The 511-nt window shown below is 59.7% G+C and carries 1 protein-coding gene; it reads right to left on the minus strand.

The window, feature by feature from the left end; translation table 11 throughout:
- Window positions 1–34 precede the first annotated feature (34 nt).
- Window positions 35–511 (minus strand): IS3 family transposase (locus AC1C2N_RS16225; RefSeq protein ID WP_495434590.1); only part of this gene is annotated, 477 nt, incomplete at its 5' end.

Below are 511 nucleotides of genomic sequence, written 5' to 3' on the forward strand. Positions count from 1 at the left end.
GGGTCTGCTGAAGCTTTGATTGACTCTGGTTTCTTCACGCCGCGAGTGCGACGCTGCCTACATTAACAACTTCAAACTCGACCGGGGTCAACTTCCCAAGCCCACGCTGGCGACGCTTGCGATGATACTTCCCCTCAATCCACGCCACGATCGCCAGCCGCAACTCCAGCCGCGTCTCCCACACCTTCCGGTCAAGCACATTTTTCTGCAGGAGCGAGAAGAAACTTTCCATCGCCGCGTTGTCGCCCGCCGCCCCGACACGCCCCATCGACCCCTGCAACTGGTGCCTGGTGAGCGCGTGTTGGAAGCTCTGCGATCGAAATTGACCGCCTCTGTCTGAATGCACAATCGTGCCTACCGGATTCCCGCGCTGCTCCACCGCGTTCTCCAACGCAGTCACAGCAAGGGCCGCTTGCATGCGGTCACCGATCGAGTAGCCCACGATCCGGTTCGACCACACGTCTTTCACCGCGCAGAGATAGAGTCTGCCTTCTTTCGTCCACTGCTCCGT

It is taken from the genome of Mycetocola sp. Y791 (assembly GCF_059445325.1).